Below are 24,199 nucleotides of genomic sequence, written 5' to 3' on the forward strand. Positions count from 1 at the left end.
GTTTTCGTCAGGAGGCGGCATTTAGGCGTTCCGGCGGCGATTGACCACCCGAGCGCCGCGTCGGATCACCAGTCCAGCGCCGCCTCGCCGCGCAGGATGGCCTCGGCCTGCTCGGTGTGCTTGCCGCCCTCGCGGTCGTGCAGCACCAGCGGCGGCAGCAGTCGCAGCGGCGCCCTCCCGGTCTTGATGGCGTGGACCAGCACCCGCTTGGCCGGCTCGTCGGCGAAGGGATGGATGGGGCGTATGGCCAAGGATCCGGCCTTCTCTCCCAGCAGCGCCAGCAGGTCCGCCAGCCGATCCGCCCGGTGAACGACCACGATCCGCCCGCCTTCCTTCACCGCCTTCAGCAGGAAGTCGGTCCAGGCCTTCAGTCCGTCGTCGGCCATCCACGCCCCGCGCTTGCCCTCGGCCGGCACACGCAAAGCCCCTGCGTCGTCGAAGAAGGGCGGATTGGACACGGTCCAGTCGCCCGGTTCGACGCCCAGCGCCCTGAACCCCGCCGCCACGTCGCCCTGTCGAATCGCGGTGGTCGCGGCAACGCCGTTCAGGACCGCGTTCTCCACCGCCAGCGCCGCCATGGTCGGATCGCGCTCCAGCCCCGTCAGCATTACGCCCGGCCTCCGCGCCGCGATCTGCATCAGGACGGCGCCGGCGCCGCATCCGGCCTCGATCACACTCTGGCCCGCTTGGGCCGGGACCGCCGCCGCCAGAAGGGCCGCATCCATCCCGGCGCGATAGCCGCGCGCGGGTTGACGCAGGCGCACCCGGCCGTTCAACAGGCCGTTCTCGACGATTTCCGTCGGCAGGGTTTCGACTGCGTCCAAGCCTCAATCTCCTTGACCCTCAAGGGGGCGAACATCATTGTGCGCCGCAACTCGCGGGGGCAAGACGGCCCGTCTGCAAAATCCTTCGACGCGGTCCGCCGCGCCAGTGAAAGAGTATCCGCTTGGACGTCGCCATCGCCGCCGCTCCCCGCCCGAAGGGGGACGTCAACGCCCTTGTCCGGCTGGCTGAGGTCGACATGGCCGCCGTGGACGCCCTGATCCTGGACCGGATGCAGTCGGACGTGCCAATCATCCCCAGGCTGGCGGAGCATCTGGTGTCGGCGGGCGGCAAGCGTCTGCGCCCGCTGATGACCGTCGCCGCCGCCCGCGCTGTGGGCGCCCAGGGCGACATCGACGCCCCGCTGAAGCTGGCCGCCGCGGTCGAGTTCATTCACACCGCCACCCTGTTGCATGACGACATCGTGGATGCGTCCGAGCTGCGTCGTGGCAAGGTCGCGGCCCACCTGATCTGGGGCGCCCCCACCAGCGTTCTCGTCGGCGACTTCCTGTTCGCCCGCGCCTTCGAACTGATGGTCGAGACCGATTCGATGCGCGCCCTGGGCATTCTGGCCGAGGCCTCGCGCGTGATCTCCGAGGGCGAGGTGCTGCAACTGACCCGCGCCCACGACCTGAACCTGGACCAGGCCACCTATCTGCAGATCATTTCGGCCAAGACCGCCGAACTGTTCGCCGCCGCCGCCGAGGCGGGCGCCGTGGGCGTCGGCGCAGATCCGGTCGCGATCAAGGCTTTGCGCGACTATGGCATGGCGCTGGGTATCGCCTTCCAGCTGGCCGACGACGCGCTGGATTACGGCGCCACGGCCGAGGCCCTGGGCAAGAACGCCGGCGACGACTTCAACGAGGGCAAGGCGACCCTGCCGCTGCTGCTCGCCGTCGCCCGCACCAAGGGCCGCGAAGAGGCCTTCTGGGAGCGCACCGTGACCAAGGGCGAGCGCACGCCCGAGGACTTCACCCGCGCCCGCGAACTAATCATCGGCTCGGGCGCCATCGGCGCGACTCTGGACCTGGCCGGCGACTATGCCGATCAGGCCAAGGCGGCCCTGTCGGTTCTGCCGCTCAGCGACTGGCGCATCGCGCTGGAAGACCTCGCCGATTTCGCGGTGTCGCGCGCCGCTTGACCGAGTCTGCGGATACGCTCGACCAACAGGTCCGCACCGCCGACCTCGACCGCTGGCTGTCCAGCCGCCTGGTCACGGACGACCGCGCTCGCGCCGACCTGATCGCGCTCTACGCCTTTGAAGCCGAGCTGATGACCATCCCGACGCGTGTCACCCAGCCCCTGCTGGCCGAGATGCGCTACACCTGGTGGGCGGAACAGATGGACGGCGTCTTCGCGGGTGTGCCGCGCAAGGGCCATCCGGTGCTTGAAGCCCTGACCGACCTCGTCGCCCGCCACGGCCTGAACCGCGCGCCCTTCGACGCCCTGATCGAGGCCCATATCGGCCGTGTCCGTGAAGAACCGCACGACCTTGACGCCTTCTATGTCGGTCCGATGCAGGTCGCGGTGCGTATCCTGGCGGGCGAAGGCCATGATGCGGCCGTCGCGGATGCGGGCCGTGTCTGGGGGCTGACACAGACCGGCCGGTCCCAAGAGGCGTCGGCCTTGCGATCCGCAGCCAATGCCGCGCTGAAACGCCTGCCGCCCGTCGGCTTCCCGGCCGTGGCCCACGCCGCCCTGACCGATCCCGATCGGCCCGAGCCGCTGAAGCGGCTGCGCCTGCTGTGGGCCGTGCTGCGCGGCCGGATCTGACCTAGCCGTTCAGGCTCGCGATCAGGCGCGCCAGCAGGGTGTTCAGCGTCTTCTGTTCATCAGGCGACAGGCCGGCCAGCGCCTCTCGCGCCGTGTCCTGATGGCTGGGCATGATCGAATCGATCAGCTCGAACCCCTTGTCCGTCAGGCGGACCAGCGTCGCCCGGCGGTCGCTCGGATGCGGGCGACGCTCGACCAAGTCCGCCTTTTCCAGCCGGTCGATGCGGGCGGTCATGCCACCGGACGACATCATGGCCGCCTCGAACAGCGCCGTCGGCGTCAGGCCCTCGCGCTCGTCGGAGCGACGCAGCGTCGCCAGCACATCGAACTCGCCATGCTGCAAGCCATAGCGCGCGAACAGCGGCGTCTGGCGCTCGCGGATCACCAACTGCGACGCTTCGTTCAATCGGCCAAGCACCTCCATCGGCAGCATGTCCAGATCGGGGCATTGCACGGCCCATTGGGCGGCGGCGCGAGAGGCTCTGTCGGGCATGGTTATCTTGACATCGAGATACTTGAGGTCGAGAGACTAGCGCGATTTTCAGTTGGAGTCCTCATCATGACCGCACGACCTGACGCCGCGCCCATGCGTGGCGCGTCGCTGCTGTTGCTGGCGGCCATCGTCGCCTTGGCGCTGAACCTGCGCCCAGCGATGGCGGCGGTCGGGCCGCTGCTGGACCTGATCGAAAGTGCGACAGGCATGGGCTCGACCGCCGCCAGCCTGCTGACCACCTTGCCCGTGCTGATGATCGGTCTCGGCGCCCTTTCGATCCGGCCGTTGCGTCGTCGGTTGGGCGAGCGGCGCGGGGTCTTGCTGGGCGCGCTGTTGATCGGCGGGGCCTGCCTGGTGCGGGCGGTACTGAGCGATACGGCGGGGCTGATCGCCAGCGCGGCGGTCGTCGGCGTCGGGGTGGCCTTGATCCAGGCCTTGGCGCCGGTCGTCATCAAGCGGGCTTTCACGGCTCAGTTCGGCACGGTCATGGCGCTCTATACCACCGGCATCATGGGCGGTGCGGCCATCGCGGCGGCGACGGCGGCGGGCCTGGCCGATGCGGTCGGCTGGGCCGGGACGCTGGCGCTTTGGAGCGTGCCGGCCTTCGTCGCGGGGCTGATCTGGCTGGCGGCTTCACGCGATCCGGCGGCCGAGGAGCCGAACCGCGCCGCCGTGGTCGAGGCGACGGACCCGGAGCTTCCCTTCTGGCGTCAGGGGCGGGCGTGGCGGCTGATCCTGATCATGGGGCTGGGCACATCGGCCTATACGCTGGTGCTGGCCTGGCTGCCGCCCTTCTATATCGATCTGGGTCAGCCGAGGGCGACGGCGGGCTATCTGCTCAGCGGCATGACCGGCGCCGAGGTCGCGGCGGGCCTTCTGGTGTCGCTGACCATAGGGCGTTTCCCGGATCGACGCGGGCCGATCCTGACGGCGCTGGTGTTGGCCCTGATCGGTTTGGCCGGACTGGTGGTCGCGCCGGTCAGCCTGGCGGTTCCGGTGGTGCTGGTGCTTGGGCTGGGGATCGGCGCCGTCTTCCCGCTGAGCCTGATCCTGGCGATGGATCAGATCGACGATCCCGCGCGCTCCGGCGACCTGCTCGCCTTCGTCCAGGGCGGCGGCTACATCATCGCCAGCCTGTCGCCGCTGGGCGCCGGCCTGTTGCGGGACCACATGGCCGATCTGACCCAGGCCTGGGTGCTGATGGGCGTCGGCGTGGTGCTGCTGGGCGTGATGACGCTGGGGTTCCGGCCGGGCTTGCCAAAGCTGCGCTGAGCGACCCGGCCTGGGGTCAGCCCGCGTCGCGCCAGGCCTTCAGGCTTTCCATCGCCCGGATGCTCATCAGGCGCTTCTTGGCCCGGCCGCGTTCCTTGAGCGGAATCTTGACGCCGGCCTCGTCCACCTTGGGCGCTTCCAGTGGCGGCAGCAGGCCATAGTTGATGTTCATCGGCTGGAACTTCGAACCTGCCAGGTGCCCGCCGGTGATGTGCTCGACCAGGGCGCCCATGGCGGTCTCCGGCGGCGGGGGCGACAGGTCGCGACCGAGCGCCTGGGCGGCGGCGAGGCGGCCGGTCAACAGGCCCATGGCGGCGCTTTCGACATAGCCTTCGACGCCTGTGACCTGACCGGCGAAACGCAGGCGCGGCATGGCCTTGAGGCGCAGTTGCCTGTCCAGCAGGTGCGGGCTGTTCAGATAAGTGTTGCGGTGCAGGCCGCCGAGGCGCGCGAACTGGGCGTTCTGCAAGCCGGGGATCATGCGGAAGGTCTCGGCCTGCGCGCCGTGCTTCAGCTTGGTCTGGAAGCCGACCATGTTGAACAGGGTGCCCAGGGCGTTGTCCTGGCGCAGTTGCACGATGGCGTAGGCCTTGACCAGGGGATCGCGCGGGTTGGTCAGGCCGACAGGCTTCATCGGGCCGTGACGCAAGGTCTCGCGACCACGTTCGGCCATGACCTCGATGGGCAGGCAGCCGTCGAAATAGGGGACGTTCTCCCACTCCTTGAACTCGGCTTTCGGCCCGCCCAGCAGGGCGTCGATGAAGGCCTCGTACTGGGCCTTGTCCATCGGGCAGTTGACGTAGGCGGCGGCGTCGCCGCCCGGACCTTCCTTGTCATAGCGCGACTGACGCCAGGCGATGTCGAAGTCGATCGAGTCGGCGTGGACGATGGGGGCGATGGCGTCGAAGAAGCTGAGGCTCTCCTCGCCGGTCGCTTTCAGGATGGCGTCGGCCAAGGCGGGCGAGGTCAGGGGGCCGGTGGCGACGATGACATTGTGCCAGTCTTCCGGCGGCAGGCCGGCGATCTCTTCGCGCACGATAGTGATCAGGGGATGGGCCGACAGCTTTGCGGTCACGGCCTGGGAGAAGGCGTCGCGATCCACGGCCAGGGCGCCTCCGGCCGGCACCTGATTGATGTCGCCGCAGGCCATGATGATCGAATCCAGCGCGCGCATCTCGGCGTGCAGCAGGCCGACCGCATTGAACTGCCAGTCGTCCGAGCGGAAGGAGTTGGAGCAGACCAGCTCGGCCAGACCATCGGTGTGGTGGGCGTCGGTCTTTACGCCCGGAACGCCGCGCATCTCGTGCAGGATGACGGGCACGCCGGCCTGGGCGATCTGCCAGGCAGCCTCGGAGCCGGCCAGGCCGCCGCCGATGACGTGGATGGGGGAGGGGGAGGTGGAGGAAGCGCTCATCGCGGCCTTCTAGCGGGCGGGTGGCGTGGTGTCATGGTCCCCTGCTATATCCGCCGCCGGTAATCGGGGGCGAGATTTGAACGGGCATCGGGTTCTGCGACTGGGCGAGACGCTGTCGGCGACGGTTTCGGCTCTGCCTCGGCTGTGGCGCGGGGCCTGGGGCGCGATCCTACTGGCGGCCGTGGTCTGGAGCATCCAGCCGCTGGCGGTCGGTGTGGGCGGTCTGATCTGGGCGCCGTTCGGCCTCGTCGCGACGCTGGTGCTGGTCGGCGCGCTCGGCCGGATCGCCATCACGGAGGACTTGCCGCAGGCTCGGCGGCTGGGCCTTGGTCGGGCAGGGTTTCAACTGGGGCGGCCGGAGCTTCGGCTGCTGGGCGCGGGCCTGCTGTGCGCGGTCTTCCTGGCCATGATCCTGTCGGTCGTCGCCCTGGTTCTGCTGGCCCTGTTCGGCATGGCCGAGCTGAATGCCCAAGCCATCGAGATGCGCCAGTGGAGCGCGGTCGGTCCGGTCTGGAAGCTGGCCCTGCTGGGGCTGGTGACGGCCTTCGCCCTGTTCGCCGTCGTCGCCTTCACCGTGCGGCTGTCCCTGTTCGCGCCGGCGACGATCGGGCGCGGGCATATGGTGTCGCTGCAAAGCATGAGCATCGCGCGCGGGGCCTTCTGGCCCTTGCTGGTCGGTCTGATCGTGACGGCGGCGCCCAAGATCGCTCTGGCGCTGCTGTGGGGCGCGGGACTGCTGTCCGGAACGACGGGCTGGATCGTATTCGCCGTCGTGCTGACGGGCCTGCAGGCGCCGCTGACGATGGCCTTCGTCGGCGCGGCCTATCGCCGGCTGGAGCCTGCGCCGCCCCGGTAGTCCCGAGGCGGCGGCAGGTGTGTCAGGCGGCCTGCAAGCCCGCCGCGACGGTGTAGGCGGCCTCGGTCTTGGCGGCGACCTCGTCCAAAGTGACGCCGTCGGCCAGTTCGACCAGCTCAAGACCTGCACCATCCGGCTTGACGTCGAAGGTCGCCAGGTCGGTGATGATGCGGCTGACGACGCCCGTGCCGGTCAGGGGAAGGGTGCAGGATTTCAGCACCTTGGACTGGCCGTGCTTGTTGGCGTGTTCCATGACCACGACCACGCGCTTGACGCCCGCGACCAGGTCCATCGCGCCGCCCATGCCCTTCACCAGCTTGCCGGGGATCATCCAGTTGGCGATGTCGCCGTTCTGGGCCACCTCCATCGCGCCCAGGATCGACAGGTTGATGTGGCCGCCGCGGATCATGGCGAAGCTGTCGGCGCTGCTGAAATAGGACGACTCCTGGATCTCGGTGATCGTCTGCTTGCCGGCGTTGATCAGGTCGGGGTCCTCGTCGCCTTCATAGGGGAAGGGGCCCATGCCCAGCATGCCGTTCTCGGACTGCAGGGTCACGGTCATGCCGGACGGGATGTAGTTGGCGACCAGGGTCGGGATGCCGATGCCGAGGTTCACATAGAAGCCGTCCTGCAGCTCCTGGGCGGCGCGTTCGGCGAGTTGTTCGCGGGTGCGGGGCATTATGCTTGCTCCTTGCGGGCTACCGCTTCGCTACTTGAGCCCGCCGTCGCGCGGGGACGCACGGTGCGCTGTTCGATGCGCTTCTCGGACACGGTCTGGACCAGGCGGTCGACGTAGACGCCCGGCGTGTGGATGTGGTCGGGATCAAGCGAGCCGACCGGGACGATCTCTTCCACCTCGACGACCGTGACCTTGCCGGCAGTGGCCATCATCGGGTTGAAGTTGCGGGCGGTCTTGCGGAACACCAGGTTGCCGCGCTCGTCGGCCTTCCACGCCTTGACGATGGACAGGTCGGCGACCAGGCCGGTCTCCATGACGTAGTCGCGGCCGTCGAAGTTGCGGACCTCCTTGCCCTCGGCGACCAGGGTGCCGACGCCGGTGGCGGTGAAGAAGGCGGGGATGCCGGCGCCGCCGGCGCGGATGCGCTCGGCCAGGGTGCCCTGCGGATTGAACTCCAGCTCCAGCTCGCCGGCCAGGTACTGGCGCTCGAACTCCTTGTTCTCACCGACGTAGGACGAGATCATCTTGGCGATCTGGCGGGTGCCGAGCAGCTGGCCCAGGCCGAAGCCATCGACGCCGGCATTGTTGGAGATGACCGTCAGGCCCCTGACGCCGCTGTCGCGCAGGGCGGCGATCAGGTTCTCGGGGATGCCGCACAGGCCGAAGCCGCCGGACATGACCGTCATGCCGTCGAAGGTCAGGCCCTCCAGCGCGGACGTGACGTCAGCGTAGATCTTTCCCATCGCTCTCCCTTTTTCATTGCCTGATGAATATCGGCGCTTTGGACCACGCCTAACGCGGGGGAAGGCGAGGGGCAAGACGCGGCGTCGATCCGACGCGGCGATTTCAGACAGTCGACACGAAAAACAGAGTCTAATTCGTCTAATTGGTCCGAAACGATGGCGACCTGGCTTCGTAAAAACAGAGTGCAAAGTGTGCACTTCGTCTGAAATCATGCAGGCTCGGACCTGATGTCGGCATCGTCGGCGCGTCGTTCAAGAGCGGATGCATCCGCCGAGGGCGGGGCGGCGTATTCCATGACATCTGCACGCTGCGCCTGATCGCCAAGGACGTCTTTATGAACCTGACCAATGTCGCCATTCGCCAGCTTCAGGACGCGCCGTTTCCGGATTTCGTGACGCGGCCGGCGATCGACAGCCTGGTGACGGAGGCGAGGAAGCGGCTGGATCGCGACGGTCCGCATGACGAGGCGGCGTTCGCGCATGAGATGGCCCAGCGCGCCATCGCCGAACACACCGATGCGGCGAACGAACAGCATTACGAACTGCCGCCCGAGTTCTTTCAGCTGTGCCTGGGCAAGCGGCTGAAATACTCGTGCTGCCTTTATCCCACCGGGGGCGAAACGCTGGATCAGGCCGAGGAGGCGGCGCTGGCCGAGACCTGCGCCCATGCCGAACTGATGGACGGGCAGACGATCCTGGAGATGGGCTGCGGCTGGGGCTCGCTGTCGCTGTGGATGGCCGAGAACTATCCCAATGCGAAGATCACGGCGGTGTCGAACAGCCATGGGCAGCGCGGCCATATCGAGGCCCAGGCGGAGCAGCGGGGCCTGACCAACCTGACCGTCATCACGCGCGACATGAACGCCTTCGAGACCGAGCAACGTTTCGACCGCATCGTTTCGGTGGAGATGTTCGAGCATATGGCGAACTGGCGCGCCCTGCTGACCAAGGCGCGGGGCTGGCTGAAGGACGACGGGCGGATGTTCATCCACGTCTTCACCCACCGCGACGCCCCCTATCGGTTCGACCATACCGACAGCGGCGACTTCATCGCCCAGCATTTCTTCACCGGCGGGGTGATGCCCAGCCATGGTTTGATCCGTCAGTTCCCAGACCTGTTCGCGGTCGAGCAGGAATGGACCTGGAACGGCGGGCACTACGCCAAGACGGCGAACGACTGGCTGGCCAACATGGATCGGAACGCGGCGCGGGTCGCGGTGTTGATGCGTGAGACATATGGCGACGACGCCAAGCTGTGGACCCGTCGCTGGCGGCGGTTCTACCTGGCGACGGCCGGTCTGTTCGGCAACGACGAAGGCCGCACCTGGGCGGTCAGCCACTATCGCCTGAAACCGGCCGCCTGAAACCCAAATGAGGATACGAGCATGATCAAATATGTCGCGGCATACCTCGGGGCGGGCCTGACGTTCGCAGCCATCGACTTCGTCTGGCTGACAACCATGACCGACCGGCTCTACAAGCCGGTGCTGGGGCCGATCATGCTGGACAAGCCGGACATGAAGGCGGCGGTGGCCTTTTACCTGATCTCCATCGCGGGGACGGTGTTCCTGGCCATCGCACCTGCCCTGAAAGAAGGGAACTGGACGCGGGCGGCGATCAATGGGGCGGTCCTGGGGTTCGTGGCCTATGCCACCTACGACCTGACCAATCAGGCGACGCTGGCGGTGTGGCAGACCAGGCTGACGATCATCGACCTGATCTGGGGCACGACCTTGACGATGGTGTCGGCGACGGGCGGCTATTTCGCCGCGCGCTGGGCCGAAGGCCGTTTCGGCTGAAGACCCCGTCTGACACCGTGCTTGCGAACATGGTTATGCGTGTCTAAAGCTCATCCCTGAGTTGATCGCGGGGGCGGCAGTTGGGAGAAGGCGGTCACCGATTGCTGTCTGCGCGCGGCGTGGCCGACGCCGGCTGGCTGTATGGCGCGCATGTCGCTCGGTATGTTTCGCCCCTGTTGCTCTATCCCGTTCTGACACGGCGGCTGGGGCTGGATGGGTTCGGGGTCTATGCGGCGGGGATCGCGCTGGCGCTGATCGTGGCGGTGGTGGTCGATTACGGGCTTTCGATCTCGGGTCCGCGCGACATCGCCGGGACGGTCGAGGGGCGGGGCGCCATCGTTGGACAGGCGTTGGCGATGCGCGGCGTGCTGGCGGCGCAGGCTGTCGTCGTCGGCGTCAGTTTGGCGATGATCAATCCTGTTCTGGACGGCGCGGGCGTCGTCGTGGCGATGGCGATCCTGCTGGGTGTGGGCCAGGGCGCCAGCCTGTTGTGGTTCTTTCAAGGGATTCGCGACCCGGCGCCGGCGGCGATGCTGGAGGTCGGGTTCGCCCTGGCGGCGACGGTCGTAGTGCTGGCGTGGCCCAGCCTGACGGTCGGCGGGGTGATGGCGGTTCAGGCGGTGGGCGTTTGGGCTGGGCTGGCAGCAGGCGCCGTGCTGCTGTTTCGACGTCATGAGGTGACGGCCCCCGGGCGCGGGTTCGTGCGGCGGGCGCTGGTCGAGGGGGCGCCTCTGTTCGCCAGCCGGGCGGCAGTCGTCGCCTATACCGGGGCCGGGGTTCTGATGGTCGCGGCGCTCGCCGGGCCTATGCAGGCGGCGCTGTATGGCGTGGCGGACCGGCTGGTAGCGGCGTCGGGGTCATTGATGCGGCCGCTGGGCGGACTGATCGCGCCCCGGATCGCGGGGCTGCTGGTCGAGGACATGGGGGCGGCCTTTCGAACGGCGCGTTGGGTGTTGGGGCTGTCGGTGGCGGCGTTCGTCGTGCTGGCGGCGGGTCTGACGCTGGGGGCTCCGGTCTTGGTGCGGCTGCTGTTCGGGGAGGGGTTCGCGCCGGCGGTGGAGGTGTTGAAGCTGCTGGCCTGGGTCTTGCCGCTGGTGGCGATCAGCCAGGTGCTGGGGCTTCAGCTGATGACGCCGCTACGCATGGACCGGCGGTTCGCCCTGATCGTCGGGGTGGGGTGCGTCGCGACGCTGGGACCGGCGGTTTTGCTGGCGCCGACCTCTGGCGCCGCGGGCATGGCCTGGGCGCGGATCGTCGGCGAGGCGGCGGTGGTGGTCGCCTGTCTGATCTGCCTGAAGCCGCACTGGGCGTCGCTGTTCCAGAGCGGCGGGAGGCGTGATGTCCCGGCGGTATGACTGGCTGATCGTCGGGGCGGGATTCACCGGGGCTGTGGTCGCCGAGCGTTTGGCGCGCGGGCTGGATCAGACCGTGCTAGTGATCGACCGGCGCGATCATGTCGGCGGCAATGCGCATGACCGCCGCGACGAATGCGGGCGGCTGATCCATCCCTATGGGCCGCATGTGTTCCATACCAACAGCGGGCGCATCTTCGACTATCTGAGCCAGTTCACGGCGTGGCGGCCCTATTTCCATCGGGTCCGGGGTCATGTGGACGGGCGGATGGTTCCCGTGCCGTTCAACCTGGATTCGATACGGCTGTTGTTCCCCGAACGGATGGCGGACCGGCTGTCCGACACCTTGGTCCAGAGGTTCGGGTTCGGCGCGCGACCCAGCATTCATGATCTGAGACAGGCGGCGGACGACGCGGATCTGAGGTTCCTGGCGGACTATGTGTTCGACAAGCTGTTCGCGAACTACACCGCCAAACAGTGGGGCGTGGCCGCCGACGCCCTGGACGCGTCGGTCCTGGCGCGCGTGCCGGTCGCGATCAGTCGGGACGACCGATATTTCGTCGATCGTTATCAGGCCATGCCGCGCGACGGGTATGGGGCCTTGTTCGACCGGCTGCTGGATCACCCCAACATCCATGTGTCGCTGAATACCGGCATGGATCAGGTCGGGGCGCAGACGTGGGACCGGATGGTCTATTGCGGGGCGCTGGACGACTATTTCGGGCGGTCGGCGGGGGACTTGCCCTATCGCAGCGTGCGGTTCGAGCATCAGGTCGTCGATGTTGAGGACGGCTTGCCGGTCGGGACCGTCAACTATCCGAACGAGTTCGATTTCACGCGGATCACCGACTTTCGCCATCTGACCGGCGAACGCGGGGCGACGACGGCGACGGTGACCGAGTATCCGGTCGCGCATCAGGCGGGGGTGAACGCGCCCTATTATCCAGTCCTGACCGAGGCGTCGCGCGGGCTGGCGGCGCAGTATCGCGAGATGGCGGCGACGCTGGCGGGCAAGGTCTGGTTCGCCGGGCGGCTGGCGGACTTCCAGTATTACAACATGGACCAGGCGGTGGGGCGGGCGCTGAGCCTGGTCGAGAAGTCGCTGGCGCCGGCCATCGCCAGGATGGCGGCGTGAAGCGTTCGGTCTGGGCGGTGGTGGTGACGTGGAACCGGCGCACGCTGCTGGAGCGGTGTCTGGCGCATCTGATCGCCCAGACGCGTCCGTGCGACGGGGTGGTGGTGGTCGACAACGCCAGCGACGACGGCACGGCAGAGATGCTGGCCGACGCCTGGGCGGGCAAGGCGCTGGTTGTGCGGATGCCGGTCAACACCGGCGGGGCGGGCGGGTTCAACGCGGGGATCCGGGCGGCGGTTGAGGCCGGGGCGGACCGGGTCTGGCTGATGGACGACGATGTGCTGGCCGCACCCGATTCGCTGGAGGCGCTGTTGCGCGCGGAGACGATCCTGGAGGGCGAGGGGGTGACGCCGGCATTTATGTGCTCCAGCGTGCGCTCGCCGGATGGGCATCTGACCAATACGCCGGAGATCGACCGGCGCTGGAATGTGTTGGGCTATCCCGACTGGAGTGAGCGGCTGGAGCAGGGGGTGATCCCGGTGCGCCAGGCGACCTTCGTGTCGGTTATGGTCAGCCGGGCGGCGGTGGCGCGGCACGGCCTGCCGCTGGCGCCCATGTTCATCTGGGGCGACGATACGGAATATACGCTGCGGCTGACGCGGGATGGGCCGGGCTATCTGGTGGCCGCTAGTCGGGTGGTGCATGTGCGCGCGGCGCCGGGACATCTGACCATCGAGACCGAGGCCGATCCGGGGCGCGAGCGTCTGCACCGGTATCTGACCCGCAACGTCATCCTGGCCAAGCGACGGCATGAGGGGCAGGCGTCGGCCCTGCGCTATGTCGCGTCGCGTTTGCGGATCGCCGGCCGGCTGGCGTTGCAGGGGCGGTGGCGCAAGGCCGGGGTGCTGATGGCCGGCGTCGTGGACGGGGCGCGGTTCGATCCGAAGGTCGAGCATTGCACGCCGTCCTAGGGCCAAGGCGGCGCACGGGCCTGCGATGGTCGCAGGTGAGCGCGGCCTATCAACGGGCGGTGCTGGTCCTGCTCGGGTTGGGCGTCACGCTGCCGATCTTTCTGGCGCCGGGTCATGTCAGCGGGCCGCGTTTGGGCGATTTGGCGCTGCTGCTTGCCCTGCCGTTGATCGGTGTGGAATGGCGGCGGATGACGGCTGTGCTGAAGGCGGCGGGGGCGGTCGCGGTCTTCTTTCTGATCGTCACGCTGTTGCTTCAAGCGTCGCGGGTCGGTGAGCGGTTGAATGCGTCGGACGCGGCCTTCTGGTTTCGCTGGATTTTGTCGGCGGCGGTCGCCCCGGCGGTGGCGAACCTGATCCTGAGAGAAGAGGGGCGGCGTCGGCTGTTGTTTGCGGCGATCCTGATCGGGGCGGCGGGGCATCTGGCGACCTATGGGCTGACGCTGCTGGTCGGGTTGGAGACGCTGCAGGGGATCGGGCTGGCGTCGCCGCGGGCGGTGGTCACCACGGCGTCCGCTCAGGTTCGGATCACGACCCTCGCCGAGCATCCTAACGCGGCCATGGCGATGATCGGCCTTGCGGTTCCGGCCGGGGTGATCCTGGCGGGTCGGCGTTGGATGGCAGGAACGACGACATGGGGCGGAGGCGCCCTGGCGATCATGGGCTTCGTCAGCACCCTGTCGCGGGGCGGGATTGTGGCAGGCGTTCTGGCGGCTCTGGCCCGCATCGTCGTGGGATGGCGGTGGCGGCAGCGGATCAAGCCCCTGTCGGCGGTTCTGGCGGTTTGCATGCTTATTTCGGGAGTGTTGGTGCTGCAACTCGGGCGGTCCGAGATCGACACCGGCCGGTTTGCAGAGCGGTTCGACCGGGCGGCGCTGGAGGAGAACCTGGCGGGGCGGATGGCGACGTGGGGCGAACCGTCGATCTGGTGCTGGAACGGCCGCTGGGCGCGGGGTGGGTGTCGGCGGACGAGATGGGGGCGTTTCGGGCGCTGTCGGTCAGCCACAACGGGTATCTGTTCATGGCGCGGACGGTGGGGGTGATCGCGGCCCTGGTCATGCTGGGGCTGCATCTGTGGTCGGCGGCGCGGTTGGACGTTTTGACGCCGCTGTCGGTCTATCTGCTGGCGACGCTGTTCAGCGAGGATCTGACGCAGGGCGCGGGGTTCGTCTTCCTGTCGTGCCTGGTCGGGGCGCTGGCGTGGCGACGGCCGGTGGCGCCGTGAGGGTGCTGATCGTCAACACTCTTTATCCCCCGGCCCAGGTCGGGGGCGCAGAACGCAGCGTGGCGCAGTTGGCGCAAGGGCTGACGCGGGCGGGGACCGATGTGTCGGTGCTGACGCTTCAGTCGGGACGGGAAGCTGTCGAGGCGGTGGTCGGGGGCGTTCCGGTGCATCGCCTGCCGTTGAACAACGTCTATTGGCCCTATGACGGCGCGCGCAGATCGGTGGTTCGGCGCGCCGTGTGGCACGGGCTGGAGGCCGCCAATCCGTGGATGGACGGGGCGGTCGATCGAGTGGTGGAGCGGGTGCGTCCCGACCTGGTCCATCTGCATCTGACGACGGGGTTTTCGTTGTCGGTCTATCGGGCGGCGGCGCGGCGAGACCTGCCGCTGGTGCAGACGTTGCGGGACTGGTCGATGATGTGCGCGCGGGCGTCGATGTTTCGGCGTGGGCGGCGCTGCGAGCGGCGGTGCAGGTCGTGCGTGGTGCTGACGGCGGCGAAGCGCGCGCAGGCGGTGGATCATGTGATCGGGCTGAGCCAGCCGGTGCTGGAGGCGCATAGGAACGCCGGATATTTTCGGGGCGCGGCGGTGTCTGTGATCGGCAATGCGGCGGAGGAGGCGGTGGTTTCCGCTCGGCAGTCGCTGGCGGACGATCCTGTCGTGACGTTCGGCTTCATGGGGCGGGTCGAGCCGGAGAAGGGGATCGAAGTCCTGTTGCGTGCGGCGACGGGGCTGGAGGGCGACTGGCGGCTGAGGATCGCGGGGCGGGGCGAGGCCGCCTATGTGGAGCGGCTGCGGCGGGCCTATGCCGATCCGCGCATCGTCTGGCTGGGGCAGGCGGAGGCGGCGGATTTCTGGCCTACCGTCGATGTCCTGGTCGCGCCGTCCGTCTGGGCCGAGCCGTTCGGGCGGGTCGTGGTCGAGGCGGTGCAGCAGGGGCGGGGCGTGATTGCGTCACGCATCGGCGGTCTACCCGAGGCGGCCAGCGGGGCGGGGGCGGCGACCCTGGTGGAGCCGAGCGACGAAGGCGCGTTGGCGCGGGCCATGGGCGAGGTGCTGGCCGCGCCGGAGCGTTGGCGGTTCGCCGGGGGTGGCGCGCCGATGTGGACCGAGGCCTCCATCGTCGAGGCCCACAGGGCGATCTATCGCCAGGTGCTGGTCAGAAGATCGTCGAGGATTTCAGCCGAACGGGACCAGGAATAGAGCACGGCGCGGCGCAGGCCGGCGTTGCGGCGGGCGGGGTCTGTTGCGGTCAGCAGACGGGTCATGTGGACGGCCAGGGTCGCGTCGTCGTGGGGGGCGAAGTAGAGAGCGTTGTCGGCGCAGACCTCTCGCGTCGCGACGATGTCCGAGGCGATGACCGGGCAGCCGTGGACGAAGGCTTCCAGCGGAGGGATGCCGAAACCTTCATAGAGGCTGGGGAATATCAGGCCGCGCGCGCCCCCAAGCAGGGCTGCGACCTCGGCGTCGGAACGCCGCCCGGCGAAGACCAGGCGCGGGTCGGTCTGGATGGCGGGCTGGTCGAAGATCTTGGACGGGCGTGCGCCGATCAGGACCAGTCGAACGGTCGTGTCGGCAAGGCGGGCGAGGGCGCGGACTGCGACGGCCAGATTCTTGTTCGGCGTCAGATTGCCGAGGGCCACGAAATAGGGGTGGCCCGTCAGGTCGAGGCCGTCGATGACGGCGGGGTCAGGCGTGACGGCGCTCAGGTGGTCGGCGCTGTTCGGGGCCACGGTGATGTCGGCGGGCGACAGGCTCAGCACGGTCGCCAATTCTTGGCGAGAGAACTCGGACACGGTGGCCAGTTGAGCCTGCTGCGCCAGCAGCCGGCCGAGGATGCGGTGGAAGGCGGCGTAGCCGCGACGGAAATGATCGGGATGACGGAAGACGGCGGCGTCGTGGATGACGACGACCTGACGGGGATGCAGAACGGGGCCTGAGCCGCCCAACGACAAGAGGCGGCCGTGGCGCGCGGCCCAGGCAAGGGCGGTCTGCTCCCACAGATGGCCGCATCCGCCCGGCACGGTCTGGACCGGGATGTTCGTAAGCTTGAGATCGTCGGCGCCGACGGGCGTCAGCAGGACGTAGCGGTCGGCGGCGCCGGGCCGATGGTCCAGGGCGCGGACGATCTCGCGGGCATAGCGTTGCACCCCGCTCATGGGCTGGGTCAGGAAGCGGCCGTTGACGAAGATCGGCTCAGCCACCGAGGCGCTTCAGGGCGAAGGCGTCGCGGTAGATCTGGACCGTCTGTTCGGCCATGCGCGACGCGCACAGGGCGGTCTTCGCAACAGGCAAGGGGACGACCCGACTTTCGAGCGCGGCGAGCATCGCCTGGGCCAGATCGTCCGGCGCGGCGTCCTGGGGCAGGCGGTCGATGCGGGCGCCGGCCTGGATCAGGTGAGCAATGCCGCCGACATCGGTGGTCACGATCGGCAAGCCCAGGGCGGCGGCCTCGATCATGGCGTAGGAACCAGCCTCGTAGCGGCTGGTCATGGCGAACAGGTCGAAGCCAGCCATCAAAGATCGAGCGTCGCGGCCGCCCTTCAGCCGCACGGCCCGGCCACCGGCGGCCTTGACGGACTGGGCCAGATCGCCGTCGCCGATCAACACGCCGACGACGCGCGGATCGGCGGCGTTCGCCAGACGCACGGCCTGGGCGAAGCGGATGGGATCCTTCTGCGCGCAAAGCCGACCGACGAAACCGACCGCGAGGGCGTCGTCGGGGAGGTCCAACGCACGTCGCGCCGCCTGACGATCGGTGGACGGCAGGGCGGCAAGGCCGTTGGGCACGACGTGGAGGCGATGGGAAGGCAGACCCCAGCGGCGCGCGACGGCGGCTTCCTCTTCGGAGACCGCGATGACGGCGTCGCCGCCCGCTTGCGTCAACAGGAACTCCGCGATGCCGGCGACGGTCTTCGACAGGCCGGGCGGACTCATCATCGGTAGAGCGTGGGGGGTGTAGACGCGGGCGGCGCCGGGCGCGTGGGCCAGGCGAACCAGGGCGCCGGCCTTGGCGCTATGGCCGTGCACGATCTCGAACGGGCCGAGACGCGCGATCAGACTGTTGAGCGCGTGAAGACAGGCGATGTCCCACGGACCGACGCCGCGTCGCATCGGCAGGCGTTCGAGGGCGTGCAGGGAAAGGGCGGCGACCTCGATCTGAAACCAGGCGTCGGCGCGTCGCGGGGAATAGATCAGGGAGACCTGATGGCCGCTCTGGATCAGGACGCGGGCCAGATCGACCACATGACGCCCCGAGCCGCCGCCAGACGGCTCGATGACTAGAAGTATGCGCAAGGATGGCGTCCCCCGACGATGGTTCAGTCTCGCAACTGAAGGCCATCATCGAGAAACGTCAAGATTGTAGTCTTAGTTGACCGTCGCCTTGACGATCTTGCCGGGCGCGCGCGGCGGCTCGCCCTTGGGCAGGGCGTCGACGTGGTCCATGCCCGATTCGACTTCGCCCCAGACGGTGTACTGGCGATCCAGGAAGGTGGCGTCGTCCAGGCAGATGAAGAACTGCGAGTTGGCGCTGTTGGGATCCGAGGTGCGGGCCATCGAGCAGACGCCGCGCACGTGCGGCTCGGCCGAGAATTCGGCCTTGAGGTTGGGTTTCTTGGAGCCCGAGGTGCCGGTGCCGGTCGGGTCGCCGCCCTGGGCCATGAAGCCCGGGATCACGCGGTGGAAGACGACGCCGTCATAGAAGCCTTCCGAGGCCAGTTCGGTGATGCGTTCGACGTGGCCGGGAGCCAGGTCCGAGCGCAGCTTGATGACCACGTCGCGGGCTTCGCCGTCGCCGGTGTCCAGGGTGAAGGTCAGGGTTTCGGCCATTTCGGTCGTCCTCTTGGGGGTTGATTTGAGGCGGGACATAGCCCGCAACGCCGGTCGGGGCTATGTGGGAACGATGAGTGAAGACGAAAAGCCCGCGAATCAAAAGTCTGGGGAACGCCGCCGCATGGTCAAACCGCCCACCGGCGGGACCGCCGCCGGGCGCGGCATGGGCACCAAGATGAAGACGGCCGACACCAAGTCCATGTCGAGCCAGCAGTGGATCAAGCGCCAGCTCGCCGACAAATGGTCCGAGAAGGCGCGGGCCGAGGGCTGGCGTTCGCGCGCGGCCTTCAAGCTGATCGAGATCGACGACAAATTCCACCTGATCAAGCGTGGGTCCAAGGTGATCGACCTGGGCGCCGCGCCGGGCGGCTGGATCCAGGTGGCGGTCAATCGCGGCGCGGGGGCCGTGGCGGGCGTGGACCTGTTGATGATCGAGCCGATCCCCGGTTCGACCCTGTTGCAGGCCGATTTCACCCATCCGGGCGTGGACCAGCAACTGATCGACGCCATCGGCGGGGCGCCGGACCTGGTGCTGTCGGACATGGCGCACAACACGGTCGGCCACCGCCAGACCGACCACCTGAAGATCATCGCCCTAATCGAGATCGCCGCCGACTTCGCCATCCGCACCCTGCGGCCGGGCGGGAATTTCGTGTCCAAGAACTTCCAGGGCGGCGACGCCGGAGGGGTTCTGGCGCGGTTGCGCGAGGAGTTCGAGACGGTGAAATACGTCAAGCCGGAATCGAGCCGCAAGAATAGCGCCGAGGTCTTCCTGGTGGCGCTGAACAGGCGATGAGCGAGGCGAGGTCGTCAGGCTTGAGCGTTTGTCCGAACACCCCGCAAGCGTAGCCATAAAGCCACTTTCGGCGACCGTTTGCGTGTCAAACGTCGCTGTCATGAAATCCAAGTGAAACGGTAGCGACGTCGTCATGGCGCGCCATTAGCCCGAACGCGGCGCGACGTGCGCTGACACAGGGCCCGACATGACTTCCAATCAATTTCTTTCGGGCGCGTCGCTTCTGACGCTGGCCCTTTTCATGGTTCCGGGCGTCGCTGCAGCGCAGGACGCCGCTGTCGCCGTCGTCAAGACAGGCGCGCAGGTTTCAGAAATCGATGAGATCATCGTCTTCGGTCGAGGCCAAACGCGCCAGCAGGCGTCCGTCACCGCCGAAGCCATCGCCGTTGAAGCGCCGGGAAGCAGCCCGTTGAAGGCTATCGAACGCCTGCCTGGCGTCAGTTTCCAATCGGCCGACGCCTTCGGCGCGTATGAATGGTCGGCGCGCATCACGCTGCGCAGCTTCAACCAGAATCAGCTGGGCTTCACCCTGGACGGCGTGCCGCTGGGCGACATGAGCTATGGCAACCACAACGGCCTGCACATCTCGCGCGCCATCATCTCCGAGAACGTCGGCCGCGTGGATGTGGCCCAGGGATCGGGCGCGCTGGGCACGGCGTCGAGCAGCAACCTGGGCGGCACGGTCCAGTTCAACAGCCGCCGTCCGACCCAAGACTTCGGCGTAGACGTCGCCGGCGCCTTTGGCAGCGACAACACCCTGCGCGGCTTCGTGCGCCTGGACACCGGCGTGCTGGGTTCGATGGGGACGCGCCTGTCGCTGTCCTACGCCGATCAGAGCGCCGACAAATGGAAGGGCGTGGGCGAGCAGAAGCAACGGCAAATCAACGCCAGCTTCGTACAGCCTGTCGGCGCCGGCGAACTGCGCGGCTTCATCAACCGTTCCGAACGCCGCGAGAACGACTATCAGGACATGTCGCTGGGCATGATCAACCGGCTGGGTCGCGACTGGGACAACATCTCGGGCGACTATGGGTTGGCGGTTCGGGTCGCCGATATCTATCAGGCCAATCCGGGCGGCGACTGCACCACCAACGCCTATCCCAGCCCGATCACCTGCGTCGACGACGCCTATTATGACGCCGCCGGCCTGCGTGACGACACGCTGGGCGCCGTGACGCTGGACTATCCGATCACCGACATTCTCAGGGTCTCGCTGACCGGCTATGGTCACACGAACAAGGGTCAGGGCCTGTGGTGGACGCCCTATGTGGCGACGCCCGTCGGCGCCAAGGGGCAAGACGGTTCAACCATCGCCAGCCCCGGTCCGATCGCCGTTCGCACCACCGAATACAATATCGACCGCAAGGGCGCGATCGGTTCGGTGACGTTGGACCTGGGTGCGCACAGCATCGAGGCCGGCTTCTGGGTCGAGAACAACGACTTCAACCACGCCCGCCGCTTCTACGGCCTGAGCCGGTCCGGCAACGGAGGACGGGACTCTCTGGAGTTCCAATCCAATCCGTTTTCCACGCAGTGGCAGTACGAGTTCAACACCAAGACCACGAACCTCTATGTGCAGGACAGCTGGTCGGTCACCGAGGCCCTGACAATCAATGCGGGCTTTAAATCGCTGAAGGTCGAGAATGAGGCCGCCACCGTCGTCGGGGAAAACAAGACCGGCTCGATCAAGGCTGAAGACAACTTCCTGCCGCAGGTCGGCGTGAGCTACGATCTGAACGCCGACCACCAGCTGTTCGCCTCCTATGCGGAGAACATGCGCGCCTTCGAATCCTCGAACACAGGCGGACCTTTCTCGGCCTCGGCGGCGGGCTTCGCGGCGATCAAGAACACCCTGAAGCCGGAAAGCTCGCGCACCATCGAAGCCGGCTGGCGTTTCCGCTTCAACGGCGGTTTGCAAGGCTCGGTGGCAGCCTATGACGTCCAGTTCGAAGACCGCCTGCTGACCGTCGCCCTGGGTGCTCCGATCCTGGGTCTGGGCAACGGCATCCAGAACGTCGGCGCCGTGAAGAGCCGTGGTTTCGAAGCCGCCGCACTATGGAACTTCGCCTCCGACTGGTCAGCCTTCGGCTCGTACAGCTATAACGACTCGACCTATCAGGATGACGTGCGCGACGGCGCCGGCGTTTTGGTCGCCTCGACGGCCGGAAAGCGGACCGTCGCCACGCCGGAAAACCTGTTCCGGGCCGAGCTGTCCTACGACAACGGCGCTGTGTTCGGAACCCTGGCCGCCGCCTACACCGGCGAGCGTTTCTCGTCCTATCTGAACGACGAAAAGGCCGACGCCTACACCACGGTCGAACTGACTGCAGGCTATCGCTTCGACGGGATGGGCGGCTGGCTGGACGGGACGCAGATCCAGATCAATGTCGTGAACCTGACGAACGAGGACTATATTTCGACGGTTGGGTCGGGCGGGTTCCAGAACGGGGCAGGTCGTCAGACCTTCCTGCCGGGCGCGCCGCGTCAGGTGTTCGCGAGCATCCGCCGTCGCTTTTAAATCACGGGCATGGGACGCGCCTTCGGGTGCGTCCCTAACTCTCGTCAGACCGCAGCGCTCTGCTGACGGGCACGGCGTTGGTCGATTCGAGACCAGATGCGGTCGTGCAGGGTGAAGAAGAGCGTCTGGACCACAGGCTCGATCGTGCCGATGGCGAGGGCGGTGCGAATGTCGTTGGTCAGGGCGAAGGCCACCGTGACGGCGACGGTGAAATGCATGACGCCGTAGGTCGCCGTCTTCAGCGCGACTTGATTGAAGGATCCGGGCAGGGCGTGGGTGTGGCCATGATGGGCGTCGTGGGAGCGGCGCTGTTCCTGCGGCGACATGATGTCGAGACGGGCGGTGAAGGCCTCGGTCGCTTCTTCGATGTTGGAGGCCATGCGGCGCCGCTCGACCCGGTGCCAGACGCGGTCGTGGACCGTATAGGCGATGGTCTGGAAGATCGGCTCGACCATGCCGACGGCCAGGGCGATGCGCCAATCGCGCGTGATGGCGAAGGCCACCAGGATGGCCACGACCAGGTGCATGACACCGTAGCTGGCGATCTTCAGAGCCAGTTTGCGTGCGGTGCTGAGGATGACGCCGACCATGCGAAAAGAATGGTGGTCGGCCCTGCGGGTTGCAAAGCAATAAAATCTATTGGGTCCATAAGCCGCAAGACCCTTGCCGTTGACCCCTCCTGACCGTTATACGCGGCCCGCAAAACGGAGACTCCCTATGGAGATACGCGAAGGACTGACCTTCGACGATGTTTTGCTCGAACCCGGCCCGTCCGAGTTCATGCCGGCGATGGTCGATGTCTCGACCCAGCTGACACGCGACATCAGACTGAACATCCCGCTGCTGTCGTCCGCCATGGACACGGTGACGGAAAGCCGCCTGGCCATCGCCATGGCCCAGTCCGGCGGCCTGGGCGTGCTGCACCGCAACATGACCATCGAGGAGCAGGCCGACGAGGTCCGCGCCGTCAAACGCTATGAGAGCGGGATGGTGGTCAACCCGGTCACCGTAGGCCCGAAGACGACGTTGGGCGAAGTGCGCGAGATCGTGGCGCGCAAGAAGATCACCGGCTTCCCGGTCGTCGATCCGGCGACGGGCAAGCTGGTCGGGATGCTGACCCACCGCGACATGCGGTTCGAGAGCGATCTGAGCCTCACGGCGGCCTCGCTGATGACCACGGGCGATCTGATCACGGTGCGCGAAGGCGCCGGTCGCGACGAGGCGCGCGACTTGCTGAAGACCCGCAAGATCGAGCGGGTCATCGTGGTGGACGAGGATTATCGGGCCGTCGGCCTGATCACCATGAAGGACATCGAGAAGGCCCAGGCCTTCCCCCATGCGGCCAAGGACGATCAGGGTCGTCTGCTGGTGGGCGCAGCCTCGACGGTCGGCGACGCCGGCTATGAGCGGGCGATGGCCCTGGCCGACGCGGGTTGCGACGTGGTGGTGATCGATACCGCCCACGGCCATTCGGCCTCGGTCGCCCAGGTGGTCGAGCGCATCAAGCGCGAGAACAATCGGCTGCAGATCATCGCCGGCAATGTCGCCACCTATGATGCGACGCGCGCCCTGATCGACGCGGGCGCCGATGCGGTGAAGGTCGGCATCGGTCCCGGCTCCATCTGCACGACCCGCATCGTCGCGGGCGTGGGCGTGCCGCAGCTGACGGCCGTGATGGACTCGGCGCGGGCGGCACGCGGCACGGGCGCCTCGGTCATCGCCGACGGCGGCATCAAATATTCGGGCGACCTGGCCAAGGCCATCGCGGCCGGCGCGAACGTGGCCATGATGGGCTCGATGCTCGCCGGAACCGACGAAAGCCCCGGCGAGGTGTTCCTGTACCAGGGGCGCAGCTACAAGTCGTATCGCGGCATGGGTTCGGTCGGCGCGATGGCGCGCGGCTCGGCGGATCGCTACTTCCAGAAGGAAGTCTCGTCCGAGAAGCTGGTGCCCGAAGGCATCGAGGGTCAGACGCCGTACAAGGGGCCGATCAGCCCCGTCCTGCACCAGATGGTCGGCGGCTTGCGCGCCTCCATGGGCTATGTGGGCGCTGGCACCATCGCCGACTTCCAGGAGCGCGCGCGCTTCGTTCGCATCACCGGCGCGGGCCTGCGGGAGAGCCACGTCCACGACGTGATGATCACGCGTGAGGCGCCGAACTACAGACAGGGATAAGGCCATGACGACCGAACTGACCTATCTGGCCCTGACGTTGATCCTGGCGCTGGTGCAGGTCTTCCTGCCGGCCGGGGCGCGGACGGTCGAGTTCGGCTCGAAGTGGAATGCGGGTGCGCGCGACGAGACGCCGGCGGCGAAGAAGCCGCTGACCGGCCGCCTGGAACGCGCCCAGGCCAACCTGTATGAGACCCTGCCGCTGTTTATCGGCGCCGTGCTGATTGCCCATGTGATCGGCGCGGCCGGTCCGCTGACCCTGTGGGGGACGGCGCTCTATTTCTGGGCGCGCGTCGTCTATGTGCCCCTTTACGCCTTTGGCGTTCCCTATGTCCGGTCGCTGGTCTGGGTGGTCTCGCTTGCGGGACTGGTCATGGTGCTGGCGTCCCTGTTTTTCCTGAAAGCCTGA

At 67.5% G+C, this 24,199-nt stretch carries 25 protein-coding genes; 16 read left to right on the forward strand and 9 right to left on the reverse strand.

Annotation, left to right across the window (positions count from 1 at the left end; genetic code table 11):
- Window positions 1-65 precede the first annotated feature (65 nt).
- On the reverse strand, window positions 66-824 hold the full coding sequence (locus WC597_RS08220; protein WP_372692872.1) for a tRNA1(Val) (adenine(37)-N6)-methyltransferase: 759 nt from the start codon (window positions 822-824) through the stop codon (window positions 66-68).
- A gap of 122 nt (window positions 825-946) precedes the next feature.
- Between WC597_RS08220 and WC597_RS08225 the strand changes: the two genes are divergently transcribed.
- Window positions 947-1,963 carry a polyprenyl synthetase family protein gene (locus tag WC597_RS08225; protein ID WP_372692873.1) on the forward strand — a complete coding sequence of 339 codons (1,017 nt, stop codon included), beginning with the start codon at window positions 947-949 and terminating at the stop codon, window positions 1,961-1,963.
- Window positions 1,960-2,595: a squalene/phytoene synthase family protein gene (locus WC597_RS08230; protein ID WP_372692874.1), complete on the forward strand. Its 636-nt coding sequence runs from the start codon at window positions 1,960-1,962 to the stop codon at window positions 2,593-2,595. Before WC597_RS08225 ends, WC597_RS08230 begins: the two co-directional genes overlap by 4 nt.
- A gap of 1 nt (window position 2,596) precedes the next feature.
- Here WC597_RS08230 and WC597_RS08235 read toward each other — a convergent pair whose 3' ends face one another.
- Window positions 2,597-3,088, reverse strand: a complete 492-nt coding sequence (locus WC597_RS08235; RefSeq protein WP_372692875.1) for a MarR family winged helix-turn-helix transcriptional regulator — start codon at window positions 3,086-3,088, stop codon at window positions 2,597-2,599.
- A 66-nt stretch (window positions 3,089-3,154) separates the two neighbouring features.
- Between WC597_RS08235 and WC597_RS08240 the strand changes: the two genes are divergently transcribed.
- Entirely contained in the window at window positions 3,155-4,360 is a 1,206-nt protein-coding gene (locus WC597_RS08240) for an MFS transporter (protein WP_372692876.1), read from the forward strand.
- Between the two features lie 16 nt (window positions 4,361-4,376).
- On the opposite strand, the gene trmFO is transcribed toward WC597_RS08240, so the two are convergent.
- Window positions 4,377-5,774, reverse strand: coding sequence for a methylenetetrahydrofolate--tRNA-(uracil(54)-C(5))-methyltransferase (FADH(2)-oxidizing) TrmFO (gene trmFO / locus WC597_RS08245; RefSeq protein ID WP_372692877.1), 1,398 nt, complete (start codon window positions 5,772-5,774; stop codon window positions 4,377-4,379).
- Window positions 5,775-5,850: 76 nt separating this feature from the next.
- Here trmFO and WC597_RS08250 point away from each other — a divergent pair, with 76 nt between their 5' ends.
- Window positions 5,851-6,630 carry a hypothetical protein gene (locus WC597_RS08250; RefSeq protein WP_372692878.1) on the forward strand — a complete coding sequence of 260 codons (780 nt, stop codon included), beginning with the start codon at window positions 5,851-5,853 and terminating at the stop codon, window positions 6,628-6,630.
- Window positions 6,631-6,652: 22 nt separating this feature from the next.
- Here the strand turns inward: WC597_RS08250 and WC597_RS08255 are convergent, their stop codons facing one another.
- Entirely contained in the window at window positions 6,653-7,309 is a 657-nt protein-coding gene (locus WC597_RS08255) for a 3-oxoacid CoA-transferase subunit B (RefSeq protein WP_372692879.1), read from the reverse strand.
- Window positions 7,309-8,052: a CoA transferase subunit A gene (locus tag WC597_RS08260; RefSeq protein ID WP_372692880.1), complete on the reverse strand. Its 744-nt coding sequence runs from the start codon at window positions 8,050-8,052 to the stop codon at window positions 7,309-7,311. The genes WC597_RS08255 and WC597_RS08260 overlap by 1 nt, the downstream gene beginning before the upstream one ends.
- Before the next feature lie 335 nt (window positions 8,053-8,387).
- Between WC597_RS08260 and WC597_RS08265 the strand changes: the two genes are divergently transcribed.
- The 8 genes from WC597_RS08265 to WC597_RS08300 all read left to right on the forward strand — a co-directional run bounded on the left by WC597_RS08265 (window position 8,388) and on the right by WC597_RS08300 (window position 15,673).
- Window positions 8,388-9,416, forward strand: a complete 1,029-nt coding sequence (locus WC597_RS08265; RefSeq protein ID WP_372692881.1) for a cyclopropane-fatty-acyl-phospholipid synthase family protein — start codon at window positions 8,388-8,390, stop codon at window positions 9,414-9,416.
- Between the two features lie 21 nt (window positions 9,417-9,437).
- Window positions 9,438-9,851, forward strand: coding sequence for a DUF2177 family protein (locus tag WC597_RS08270; protein ID WP_372692882.1), 414 nt, complete (start codon window positions 9,438-9,440; stop codon window positions 9,849-9,851).
- 101 nt (window positions 9,852-9,952) lie between these two features.
- On the forward strand, window positions 9,953-11,206 hold the full coding sequence (locus WC597_RS08275) for an oligosaccharide flippase family protein (RefSeq protein WP_372692883.1): 1,254 nt from the start codon (window positions 9,953-9,955) through the stop codon (window positions 11,204-11,206).
- Window positions 11,190-12,338, forward strand: coding sequence for a UDP-galactopyranose mutase (glf, locus tag WC597_RS08280; RefSeq protein WP_372692884.1), 1,149 nt, complete (start codon window positions 11,190-11,192; stop codon window positions 12,336-12,338). The genes WC597_RS08275 and glf overlap by 17 nt, the downstream gene beginning before the upstream one ends.
- Window positions 12,335-13,249 (forward strand): glycosyltransferase family 2 protein, encoded by a 915-nt coding sequence (locus WC597_RS08285; RefSeq protein WP_372692885.1) that lies wholly within the window; start codon window positions 12,335-12,337, stop codon window positions 13,247-13,249. The genes glf and WC597_RS08285 overlap by 4 nt, the downstream gene beginning before the upstream one ends.
- 35 nt (window positions 13,250-13,284) lie before the next feature.
- Window positions 13,285-14,289, forward strand: coding sequence for a hypothetical protein (locus WC597_RS08290; RefSeq protein WP_372692886.1), 1,005 nt, complete (start codon window positions 13,285-13,287; stop codon window positions 14,287-14,289).
- Window positions 14,268-14,471: a hypothetical protein gene (locus tag WC597_RS08295; RefSeq protein WP_372692887.1), complete on the forward strand. Its 204-nt coding sequence runs from the start codon at window positions 14,268-14,270 to the stop codon at window positions 14,469-14,471. The genes WC597_RS08290 and WC597_RS08295 overlap by 22 nt, the downstream gene beginning before the upstream one ends.
- Complete coding sequence (locus tag WC597_RS08300) at window positions 14,447-15,673, forward strand: glycosyltransferase family 4 protein (RefSeq protein ID WP_372692888.1); 1,227 nt, start codon at window positions 14,447-14,449, stop codon at window positions 15,671-15,673. The genes WC597_RS08295 and WC597_RS08300 overlap by 25 nt, the downstream gene beginning before the upstream one ends.
- Here WC597_RS08300 and WC597_RS08305 read toward each other — a convergent pair.
- The 3 genes from WC597_RS08305 to WC597_RS08315 form a co-directional block, all read right to left on the reverse strand.
- Window positions 15,613-16,674, reverse strand: coding sequence for a glycosyltransferase family 4 protein (locus tag WC597_RS08305; protein ID WP_372692889.1), 1,062 nt, complete (start codon window positions 16,672-16,674; stop codon window positions 15,613-15,615). The genes WC597_RS08300 and WC597_RS08305 overlap by 61 nt on opposite strands.
- Window positions 16,667-17,767 carry a glycosyltransferase family 4 protein gene (locus WC597_RS08310; protein WP_372692890.1) on the reverse strand — a complete coding sequence of 367 codons (1,101 nt, stop codon included), beginning with the start codon at window positions 17,765-17,767 and terminating at the stop codon, window positions 16,667-16,669. The genes WC597_RS08305 and WC597_RS08310 overlap by 8 nt, the downstream gene beginning before the upstream one ends.
- A gap of 72 nt (window positions 17,768-17,839) precedes the next feature.
- Window positions 17,840-18,301, reverse strand: coding sequence for a peptidylprolyl isomerase (locus tag WC597_RS08315; protein ID WP_372692891.1), 462 nt, complete (start codon window positions 18,299-18,301; stop codon window positions 17,840-17,842).
- A gap of 73 nt (window positions 18,302-18,374) precedes the next feature.
- Here WC597_RS08315 and WC597_RS08320 point away from each other — a divergent pair, with 73 nt between their 5' ends.
- Together WC597_RS08320 and WC597_RS08325 are read left to right on the forward strand one after the other, a co-directional pair.
- On the forward strand, window positions 18,375-19,100 hold the full coding sequence (locus WC597_RS08320) for an RlmE family RNA methyltransferase (protein ID WP_372692892.1): 726 nt from the start codon (window positions 18,375-18,377) through the stop codon (window positions 19,098-19,100).
- Between the two features lie 187 nt (window positions 19,101-19,287).
- Window positions 19,288-21,618: a TonB-dependent receptor family protein gene (locus WC597_RS08325; protein ID WP_372692893.1), complete on the forward strand. Its 2,331-nt coding sequence runs from the start codon at window positions 19,288-19,290 to the stop codon at window positions 21,616-21,618.
- Between the two features lie 44 nt (window positions 21,619-21,662).
- Here WC597_RS08325 and WC597_RS08330 read toward each other — a convergent pair whose 3' ends face one another.
- Window positions 21,663-22,208 (reverse strand): DUF2061 domain-containing protein, encoded by a 546-nt coding sequence (locus tag WC597_RS08330; RefSeq protein ID WP_372692894.1) that lies wholly within the window; start codon window positions 22,206-22,208, stop codon window positions 21,663-21,665.
- A 127-nt stretch (window positions 22,209-22,335) separates the two neighbouring features.
- Between WC597_RS08330 and guaB the strand changes: the two genes are divergently transcribed.
- Window positions 22,336-23,793, forward strand: a complete 1,458-nt coding sequence (guaB, locus tag WC597_RS08335) for an IMP dehydrogenase (protein WP_372692895.1) — start codon at window positions 22,336-22,338, stop codon at window positions 23,791-23,793.
- 4 nt (window positions 23,794-23,797) lie between these two features.
- On the forward strand, window positions 23,798-24,199 hold the full coding sequence (locus WC597_RS08340) for an MAPEG family protein (RefSeq protein WP_372692896.1): 402 nt from the start codon (window positions 23,798-23,800) through the stop codon (window positions 24,197-24,199).

This window comes from Brevundimonas sp. (genome assembly GCF_041648115.1).
In the GTDB taxonomy this organism is placed as follows: domain Bacteria; phylum Pseudomonadota; class Alphaproteobacteria; order Caulobacterales; family Caulobacteraceae; genus Brevundimonas.